The following is a 9,191-nucleotide window of genomic DNA, read 5'->3' on the forward strand; positions in this document are numbered from 1 at the left end:
CGGGCACATAGATCAGGTGCGGGCCGTCGCTGGTGTCGTCGCGCCAGGCCGCCGCAGCAGCGGTCAGAAAGCCGGCGTGGCGGCCCATGACGATGCCGACATAGATGCCTGGCAATGCGCGGAAATCGAGATCGACGCTGAGAAAGGCGCCGGCAACGAATTCGGCCGCCGAGATGAAGCCCGGCACGTGGTCGTTTTCCTCGAGATCGTTGTCGATGGTCTTGGGCGCGTGCACGAAAGCAATGGCACCTTGCGCTGCGTCGGCCAGGATCTGCTGGGTGCCGGCGGTGTCGTTGCCGCCGATATAGATGAAGGCGCGGGCGTCGGCTTTCTTCAGCCCCTCGAGGATGACTTGGCAATAGGCAGCGTCGGGCTTGTCGCGTGTGCTGCCAAGGGCAGCACTGGGCGTCGCGGCTATGCGCAGAAGCTGTTCTTCTGCAATGTCGGTCAGGTCGACATAGTCGCCGTCGCGAATGCCGCGCACGCCATGGCGCGCGCCCAGAATGCGTGCCTTGGGGTGGCGGCGGCGGATTTCGAGCACAGCGCCGGCCATCGTCTGGTTGATCACGGCGGTCGGTCCGCCGCCTTGCGCGATCACGAATGTCGAAGGCATGGACGTTGTCCTCCCATCTGGCATTTTCTTGAGCATGCGCCCTTCCGGGGAGCGGACGCAATGGGAGATTCAGGGCTTTGGGCCGGGGCCAATGCTCCGGCCGGCCGCCAGCTAGCCGACGACGATCGGCGTCTTGCCGTTGACGCGGCTGTAGAGGTCGATGACGTCCTGATTGATCATGCGCACGCAGCCCGACGACATCGCCTGGCCGATGGTCCACCATTCGGGTGAGCCGTGGACGCGGTAGCCGGTGTCCTGGCCATCCTTGAAGATGTAGAGCGCGCGTGCGCCGAGCGGATTGTCGAGGCCGCCGGGCTGGCCGCCAGCCCACTTAACGAGCTCCGGCTTGCGCGCGATCATCTCGCGGGGCGGCGTCCAGGTCGGCCACTTCTTGCCGTACTGGATATTGGCGCGGCCATTCCACAAGAAGCCGTCGCGGCCGATGCCGACACCGTAGCGGATGGCGTCGCCGCCGGGCTGGACAAGATAGAGATAGCGTTCCTGCAGCCGAACAACGATCGTGCCGGGTGCTTCGCCGGTCGGATCGACAACGATCTGGCGGCGGAATTTCGGGTCGACCTTGGCGAACGGGATTTCGGGCAGCTGGTATCCTTCGTCGGTGAAGGACGCATACATCAACTCGGGGCGGGTGACCTGCTTGTCGACGCTGATCTGCGGCCGGATCGAACCGGTCGTGGTGGTGTCGAGCCCCATGGCCGGGAGTTCGAAATCCATGCTGCGGCTGCAGCCCGCGAGCAGGCCGGCGGCGCCGAGGCCGAAGAGCACTTTGCGGCGCGAGGCAAAATTCGGGGCGCGATCGTTAAGGTCGGGCTTCGAGGGGGCAGGCGATTTCGACACGGCACAATTCCACTGTTTACGCGGGGGCGGCCAGACACCGGGCGGACCCGGCTGGATAGTTCGCATTTTCACCATTCATGGTTGAAAAAGCATGAACGCCGCATGTGCTGCGTTAAGGGCTTTACATCGGTGCCGTGGCGGAGCTTGATCCCAGATACAAAGAGGGAGCGTTTACATGTCGTTTGAAAGCTGGGCCGCCTTTGCCGCCGCGTCCGCGGTGCTGCTCGTCATTCCGGGGCCGACCATCCTGCTGGTTGTATCCTACGCGCTCGGCCAAGGCTGGCGCACGGCGCTGCCGATGGCGGTCGGCGTAGCACTTGGCGATTTCACCGCAATGACCCTGTCGATGCTCGGCATCGGCGCGCTGCTTGCGGCTTCGGCCACCGTCTTCACCTTGCTGAAGTGGATAGGCGCTGCCTATCTCATCTATCTCGGCATCAAGCTGTTCCGCGCCGGTGGAGCGCTTGACGCCAAGCCACGGACGGACGCTTCGTCTGCGGCAAAGATGATGGCGCATGCCTGGATCGTGACCGCGCTCAACCCCAAGAGCATCACATTCTTCGTTGCCTTCCTGCCCCAGTTCCTCGACCGCAACGGCGATTTCTGGACCCAGATGTTGATCTTCGAACTGACCTTCCTGACGCTCGCATTCGCCAATGCCTTCGGATACGCGCTGGTCGCGGCGCGTGCTCGCAGCGTGGTCGCCAATCCGCGCGCCATTCGCATCTTCAACCGTACCGGCGGCACGCTGCTGGTCGGCGCCGGCATCGCGGCTGCCGCGGTGCGCACCGGACACTGAGGTTTGATGCGGTGGTGAGGGATCGGCTGGGTCTCACGCTTTCGGGTACTGGCGACGCCGCCCTGGCGCACTATGAGCGCGGCGTGAGCGAACTGCAGCGCTTCGTCGGCGATCCGGTCGGCTCGGCCAATGCGGCGATTGCTGCAGCGCCCGATTTCGTCATGGCGCATGTGCTGAAAGGCTGGCTCTATGGCCTTTCGACCGAGCGCGAGGCAATGGGCGTGGCCAGCGATTGCCATGCCATGGCAGCAGGGCTGGCTGCAACAGCGAGGGAAAGGGCGCATGTCGAAGCACTTGGCCGCCTTGCCAACGGCCACTGGCATGATGCCGGGCGTATCCTTGAACAGTTGACCATCGAATACCCGCGCGATGCGCTGGCGCTGCAGGCCGGCCATCAGATCGACTTCTTCACCGGCAATGCGCGCATGCTGCGTGACCGCATCGCCCACGCAATGCCGGCGTGGAGCCCAAGCATGCCAGGATATCACGCGATCCTGGGCATGCAGGCCTTCGGCTTCGAGGAGATGGGCGAATATATAAAGGCGGAGGCCCTGGGCCGCGAGGCGGTTGCGATCGAGCCGCGCGACGGCTGGGCGCAGCATGCCGTGGCGCATGTCATGGAAATGCAAAGCCGCCAGCGCGATGGTATCGCCTGGATGCGCGCCAATGCCGAGGCCTGGACGAAAGAGAGCTTTCTCCAGGTCCACAACTGGTGGCATCTGGCGCTGTTCCACTACGATCTCGGCGAGACCGACGAGGTGCTCGCGCTATTTGACGGACCGATCTACGGCGCGCGCTCGACGGTGGCGCTCGACATGGTCGATGCCACGGCGATCCTGTGGCGGCTGCATCTCGGCGGCGTCGATGTCGGCGACCGCTGGGTCACCGTTGCAGCCAACTGGGAGCCGAAAGCCGCCGCCGGCAACTACGCCTTCAACGACGCGCATGCGATGATGGCTTTCGTCGGCGCCGGGCTCGAAGCACCGGCGCGGGCGCTGCTCGTGGCGCAGCGCGAGGCTATCGCAGGAGAAGACGACAATGCCGCCTTCACGCGCGACGTCGGCCATCCGGTCTCGCTCGCAGTCAAGGCGTTCGGCGAGGGGCGTTATGGCGAGACTGCACGTCTGCTCCAGCCGGTGCGCGCCATTGCGCATCGTTTCGGCGGCAGCCATGCCCAACGCGACGTCATTGACCTGACGCTGATCGAGGCGGCACTTCGGGCCGGTGATGATGCGCTTGCCGTCACCCTCGCCACCGAGCGGAACGCAGCAAGACCGGCCAGCCMGTTGTCCCAGCTGTTTGTCCAACGCGCGGCATTTCTCGCCCATGGATGACCGGGTCGCCCTGTTTGCGCAGTGCCTTGATATTTTTTGCGAGATTCGAAAAAAATAGCCGCACTACCACTTTCAGACCACGGATTTTTTGATATGAAACGATGTCCGTCGGAGGAACGGGTCTGAGGCTTGGCCGTTTTCGGGTCATCGCCGCTGAAACTGCGAGGCCGTGGCGCTGAGTTTTTGCGCACGCCATCGGGAGGAGTAATCATGTATCTCGGGCTGGATCTCGGCACATCGGGCGTCAAGGCGCTACTCATCGACGCCGAGCAGAAGGTGGTCGGCTCCGGTCACGGTTCGCTCGACGTGTCGCGGCCGCATCCCGGCTGGTCCGAGCAGAACCCGGCCGACTGGATCCGCGCCACCGAAGAAGCGATTGCCGAGCTCAAGGCGGCCTATCCCAGAGAACTTGCTGCCGTTCGTGGCATCGGCCTGTCCGGCCAGATGCATGGCGCGACGCTGCTCGACGCCGGCGGCAATGTGCTGCGCCCCTGCATCCTGTGGAACGACACGCGCAGCCATGCCGAAGCCGCCAGGCTCGACGCCGATCCGCGCTTCCGCAAGATTACCGGCAACATCGTTTTCCCCGGCTTCACCGCACCCAAGCTGGCCTGGGTGAAGGCCAACGAGCCGGCCATTTTCGCCAAGGTGGCGAAGGTGCTTTTGCCCAAGGATTATCTCCGGCTCTGGCTGTCGGGCGAGCACATCTCCGAAATGTCGGACTCTGCCGGAACCGCATGGCTTGATGTTGCGGGGAGACGCTGGTCACCCGAACTTCTGGCAGCGACCGATCTCGATGAAAGCCACATGCCGCATCTGGTCGAAGGCACCGAGCGTGCGGGGCAATTGCGCGCCGAACTGGCTGCCAAATGGGGCATGGCACCTTCGGTCGTGATCGCAGGTGGGGCAGGCGACAACGCGGCTTCAGCCTGTGGCATGGGCACCGTTCGGCCGGGCTCTGCCTTTGTGTCGCTCGGCACATCTGGCGTGCTATTTGCCGCCAACGGCGCTTACCTGCCCAATCCTGAAAGTGCCGTTCACACCTTCTGTCACGCGCTGCCCAATGCCTGGCACCAGATGGGCGTCATATTGTCGGCGACGGATTCGCTCAACTGGCTGAGCAATATTACTGGCAAGAATGCTGTCGAACTGACCGGCGAACTGGGCGATGAATTGCGTGCGCCGTCGGGCGTCAACTTCCTGCCTTATCTCTCGGGCGAGCGCACGCCCTACAATGATGCGGCGATCCGGGGTTCATTCACCGGTCTTGCCCATGAGATCGACCGTGCGGGGATGACGCAAGCCGTGCTCGAAGGCGTGGCCTTTGCTTTCCGCGACAGCCTTGAAGCGCTTGAGAAGGCCGGCACCAGGCTGGAACGGGTGACCGCCATCGGCGGCGGTTCGCGCTCGCGCTACTGGCTGAAGGCGATTGCCACCGCGTTGGGCGTTCCCGTCGACATTCCCGCTGATGGCGACTTCGGTGCGGCTTTCGGTGCCGCGCGATTAGGCCTGATCGCGGCGGAAGGGGCCGATCCCTACGCCGTCTGCACGCCGCCCGCGACCGCCGAAACCATCGAGCCCGTCGCAGCGCTCGCTGGCGCCTATGACCAGGCTTACCGGCGCTATCGCAGGCTTTATCCAGCCATCAAGGCCGCGACAGATGCTGCCTGAGCCCAAAGCAGGGGATGCCGGCTTATGTCGGCACCTTGTCGAGGAAGCCGGTGACGCGGCTCAGCCTGCCATTTTCGAGGACGCCGAAATCGGTGCCTTCGATCACGGCTTCGGCACCATCAGGGCCAAGGCCCCAGGAAAAGCGGACATTGTCGCCGAAGCCGTCGACATTGCCCTTGAGCGTGAAGCGGAAGCCCGGGAACTGCGCGTGGACGCCCTGGACCAGTGTCGTGATGCCTTGGTGGCCGTCGCCCTGCATGATCGGGTCGCGGTACAGAATATCGGTGGTGAATGCAGCTTCCACGAGTCCGGCGCGGCGCGTGGCGTCGGTCTCGTTCCAGGCTGCGATGTAGTTCTGGGCGATGGTGTTGTGGTCGGTCATTTGAGGTCTCCGTCAGGGATGTCTTCGTTGACGCAGCCGTTTTGCCATTGGGCTCGATCCAGACCAATTACCGCAGAGGTAATCGAATTCGGAATTTCGCACGCCGCCCCGCAGCGGGCGGTTATCGGCACTCATTGAAAGGAGTCCCCCCTATGAGCACCGGCTATTTCGGCGACATCAAGCCCGTCAAATATGAAGGCACCAGCAGCACCAACCCGCTGGCCTACCGCCACTACAATCCCGACGAAATCGTGCTCGGCAAGCGCCTCGAAGATCATCTGCGCTTTGCCGTGGCCTATTGGCACACCTTCGCCTGGCCGGGCGGCGATCCGTTCGGCGGCCAGACATTCGAACGGCCCTGGTTTGGCGAGACGATGGAGCATGCCAAGCTGAAGGCCGATGTGGCTTTCGAGCTGTTCTCGTTGCTCGGTGTTCCCTACTACTGCTTCCACGATGCCGATGTCCGGCCCGAGGGCGCCACCTTCACCGAGAGCGCCAAGCGCCTCGACGATATCGCCGACCATTTCGAAGGCAAGATGAAGCAGACCGGCGTCAAGCTGCTTTGGGGGACTGCGAACCTGTTTTCCAACCGCCGCTTCATGTCGGGTGCTGCCACCAATCCCGATCCCGACGTCTTCGCCTATGCGGCCGCGACAGTGAAGCATTGCATCGACGTCACCAAGCGCCTCAAGGGCGAGAACTACGTGCTGTGGGGCGGCCGTGAGGGTTATGAGACACTGCTCAACACCGACATGGGCCGCGAGCTCGACCAGATGGGTCGTTTCCTCAATCTGGTCGTCGACTACAAGCACAAGATCGGCTTCACCGGCACCATCTTGATCGAGCCCAAGCCGCAGGAGCCGACCAAGCACCAGTATGATTATGACGTCGCCACCGTTTACGGCTTCCTCCGGAAGTACGGGCTTGAGAACGAAGTGAAGGTCAATATCGAACAGGGCCACGCGATCCTTGCCGGCCACTCCTTCGAACACGAGCTCGCGACCGCCAACGCGCTCGGCATCTTCGGTTCGATCGACATGAATCGCAACGACTACCAGTCGGGCTGGGATACCGACCAGTTCCCCAACAATGTGCCCGAAATGGCGCTTGCCTATTACCAGGTGCTTGCAGGCGGCGGCTTCAAGACGGGCGGCACCAATTTCGACGCCAAGCTGCGCCGCCAGTCGCTCGATCCCGAGGACCTGCTGATCGCCCATGTCGGTGGCATGGACGCCTGCGCCCGCGGCCTCAAGGCAGCAGCGAAGATGATCGAGGACAAGGCGCTGTCCGCCCCGCTCGACACCCGCTACGCTGGCTGGAATACGGCCGAAGCCAAGGCGATGCTGGCCGGCCAGCGCACACTCGAAGACATCTCCGCCCGCGTGATCAAGGACGGCATCGAGCCGCAGCCGAAGTCGGGCCGGCAGGAGTATTTGGAAAACGTCGTCAACTGTTACGTTTGATGCCGCAACCAATCGGCGAGGGGGAATCAGCACTTCCCCCTTGCCGCCGTAATGCCTCTTTCTCGCCCTCAAGACGCCCGTCGAATCAGTGACTTACGGCGTATGAGACGGGAACAAAAGACTTTCACCACATATTCCAACGAGCCTGAGATCGACGCCCTGCTTTGCCGGTCGCAGACCGCTTCATTCGTCGATCGCCTGATGGCCCTGCCTCCGCTTGTGGAGGCCRAACAGTCGAACGATTGGAGCCGGGCGGTTGCTCTGCGGCTCGAAGCCGTGCTTGCCCAGAGCATGCGATCGCGCATCGGTTCGGAAAGCCGCGCCGCCTGACAGCTCGAGTTTGACGAACGAAGGATGGTCCGCCATCCTTCGTTCATGATACGCGCCGTGCTTCTGGACCTTTCCGGCGTCGTCTATGACGGCGGCACGCCGATACCGGGCGCGGTCGATGCTGTGGAGCGGTTGCGGTCGGCAGGCCTGGCCGTTCGCTTCGTCAGCAACACCACACGCTCGCCGCACCTAGCGATCATCAAGCAACTCGCCGGCCTCGGTGTCGTCGTCAGAGACGACGAATTGCTGACGCCTGCGCGAGCGGCCGTGGATTGGCTGCGCGCGCATGGATGCTCGCCGCATCTGCTTGTCCATCCCGATCTTGAGCCGGAATTCGTCGGATGTGGAAACGGGCCGCGTAAAGCAGTGGTCGTTGGCGATGCCGGCGAGGCGTTCGACTATGTGAAGCTCAACCGGGCATTCCGCGAACTGATCGGCGGCGCGGAATTCCTGGCGCTTGCCACCAACCGCACGTTCAAGGATGCCGACGGCAAGCTCAGCCTCGATGCCGGTGCCTTCGTCACCGCGCTGGAATTTGCCAGCGGCCGGCGGGCGACCGTGCTCGGAAAACCATCGCCCGACTTCTTCCATGCCGCGCTCGCGGGGCTGGGTTGTGCATCCGGTGACGCGGTGATGGTCGGCGATGATGCCGAGAGCGATGTCGCCGGGGCGTTGAGGGCTGGCATGGGTGCGGGCCTGCTCGTTCGGACGGGCAAATATCGTCCGGGCGATGAGGCGAGGTTTGATCCCGCGCCCACGGCTCTGGTCGACGATCTCACGGCCGCAGTCGAGTGGATTATGGCGAACCGAGGCTAACCTCGCCGTAGCCTGACTGGCGCTGCGCCGAATGCGTGGGAAAAACTGCGCGAGAAGACTGCCGCCGAGGAAAAACCGGTACGCTCGGCCACTTCGGCCATGCTGACCTTGGTGTCGATCACCAGCCGGCGGGCAGCACTCAGGCGCAGGCGGAGATAGTAAGCACCGGGGGTCTCGCCGATCGAGGCACGGAAGATGCTTTCCAACGTCCGCGAAGTCACGCCCGCGCGCTTGGCGATTGCTGCGATGGTCAGCGGCTGGTCGACATGCGCCTCCATCAGACGGACGGCCTGGGCAAGACGCGAGTCGTAGCCGTCGAGCCGGCCGAGCGAAACCAGAGGCTGGGCGTCGGTCGCCGCGCGCGACTGGTCGTAGATGAACACGCTGGCGACATCGAGCGCGACTGCCATGCCGAGTCGTGAACGCACAAGATGCAGCATCAGGTCGAAAGTCGGCGCGGCACCGCCGCAGGTGAACACCGGCCCGTCGATGATGTAGCGGTCGGGCCGCACGTCGATTTCAGGAAAGGCAGTGGAAAAATCCTCCATGTCTTCCCAATGGGTGGTGGCGGCGCGTCCTTCGAGCAAACCGGCGCGCGCGACGAGCCATGTGCCGGCTTCGACACCGCCGACCGCGCGTGCGCTGCGGGCTGCTCGCCGCAAGCCGCCAAGCAGCTTCGAGGTGGCGTAGCCTTGCGTGCCGAAGCCGGCGATGACGACGATCACGTCACTTGTCTCGTCGGGGTCGAAGGCGCCGCTGACTGCCACCGGTAGGCCGCAGGTGGTGATCGCCGGCTCGCCAGTTGTCGAGACCAGCCGGAAATCGAACAGTGTTTCGCCAGCTATGCGATTGGCCGCGCGCAGCGGGTCGATGGCCGAGGCCACGCACATGATCGACGCGCCGGAGAACACCAGCATCGTCACCT

General features: G+C 63.8%; 9 protein-coding genes. 5 read left to right on the forward strand and 4 right to left on the reverse strand.

The genetic code is table 11. The features are described 5' to 3' along the window. Both AC1DUU_RS14180 and AC1DUU_RS14185 read right to left on the reverse strand, forming a co-directional pair. The coding region (locus AC1DUU_RS14180) for a 6-phosphofructokinase (protein WP_476784050.1) at positions 1 to 613 on the reverse strand (613 nt) is incomplete at its 3' end. 111 nt (positions 614 to 724) lie between these two features. After that, complete coding sequence (locus AC1DUU_RS14185; RefSeq protein WP_476784051.1) at positions 725 to 1,471, reverse strand: L,D-transpeptidase; 747 nt, start codon at positions 1,469 to 1,471, stop codon at positions 725 to 727. Positions 1,472 to 1,646: 175 nt separating this feature from the next. On the opposite strand from AC1DUU_RS14185, the gene AC1DUU_RS14190 reads away from it, so the two are divergent. From AC1DUU_RS14190 to xylB, 3 genes are all read left to right on the forward strand, one after another. Continuing rightward, positions 1,647 to 2,270: a LysE family translocator gene (locus AC1DUU_RS14190; RefSeq protein WP_476784052.1), complete on the forward strand. Its 624-nt coding sequence runs from the start codon at positions 1,647 to 1,649 to the stop codon at positions 2,268 to 2,270. Positions 2,271 to 2,284: 14 nt separating this feature from the next. Then, positions 2,285 to 3,604, forward strand: a complete 1,320-nt coding sequence (locus AC1DUU_RS14195; protein WP_476784053.1) for a tetratricopeptide repeat protein — start codon at positions 2,285 to 2,287, stop codon at positions 3,602 to 3,604. A 210-nt stretch (positions 3,605 to 3,814) separates the two neighbouring features. Further along, positions 3,815 to 5,275 carry a xylulokinase gene (xylB, locus tag AC1DUU_RS14200; protein WP_476784054.1) on the forward strand — a complete coding sequence of 487 codons (1,461 nt, stop codon included), beginning with the start codon at positions 3,815 to 3,817 and terminating at the stop codon, positions 5,273 to 5,275. Between the two features lie 22 nt (positions 5,276 to 5,297). Here the strand turns inward: xylB and AC1DUU_RS14205 are convergent, their stop codons facing one another. Next, a complete protein-coding gene (locus tag AC1DUU_RS14205; RefSeq protein WP_476784055.1) occupies positions 5,298 to 5,657 on the reverse strand; it encodes a nuclear transport factor 2 family protein in 360 nt (119 codons plus the stop codon). Between the two features lie 152 nt (positions 5,658 to 5,809). On the opposite strand from AC1DUU_RS14205, the gene xylA reads away from it, so the two are divergent. Continuing rightward, positions 5,810 to 7,120: a xylose isomerase gene (xylA, locus tag AC1DUU_RS14210; protein ID WP_476784056.1), complete on the forward strand. Its 1,311-nt coding sequence runs from the start codon at positions 5,810 to 5,812 to the stop codon at positions 7,118 to 7,120. Positions 7,121 to 7,474: 354 nt separating this feature from the next. Then, complete coding sequence (locus tag AC1DUU_RS14215) at positions 7,475 to 8,266, forward strand: TIGR01458 family HAD-type hydrolase (RefSeq protein WP_476784057.1); 792 nt, start codon at positions 7,475 to 7,477, stop codon at positions 8,264 to 8,266. On the opposite strand, the gene AC1DUU_RS14220 is transcribed toward AC1DUU_RS14215, so the two are convergent. Beyond that, entirely contained in the window at positions 8,263 to 9,189 is a 927-nt protein-coding gene (locus AC1DUU_RS14220) for a GlxA family transcriptional regulator (protein WP_476784058.1), read from the reverse strand. The genes AC1DUU_RS14215 and AC1DUU_RS14220 overlap by 4 nt on opposite strands. Between the last annotated feature and the right edge of the window lie 2 nt (positions 9,190 to 9,191).

This window comes from Aminobacter sp. P4_H6_2, assembly GCF_056400805.1.

Bases quoted from the DNA above. Each gene is read 5' to 3' on its own strand.
- AC1DUU_RS14190 (WP_476784052.1), top strand. From the start codon at position 1,647: ATGTCGTTTGAAAGCTGGGCCGCCTTTGCCGCCGCGTCCGCGGTGCTG.
- xylB (WP_476784054.1), top strand. From the start codon at position 3,815: ATGTATCTCGGGCTGGATCTCGGCACATCGGGCGTCAAGGCGCTACTC.
- AC1DUU_RS14205 (WP_476784055.1), bottom strand. From the start codon at position 5,657: ATGACCGACCACAACACCATCGCCCAGAACTACATCGCAGCCTGGAAC.
- xylA (WP_476784056.1), top strand. From the start codon at position 5,810: ATGAGCACCGGCTATTTCGGCGACATCAAGCCCGTCAAATATGAAGGC.
- AC1DUU_RS14215 (WP_476784057.1), top strand. From the start codon at position 7,475: ATGGTCCGCCATCCTTCGTTCATGATACGCGCCGTGCTTCTGGACCTT.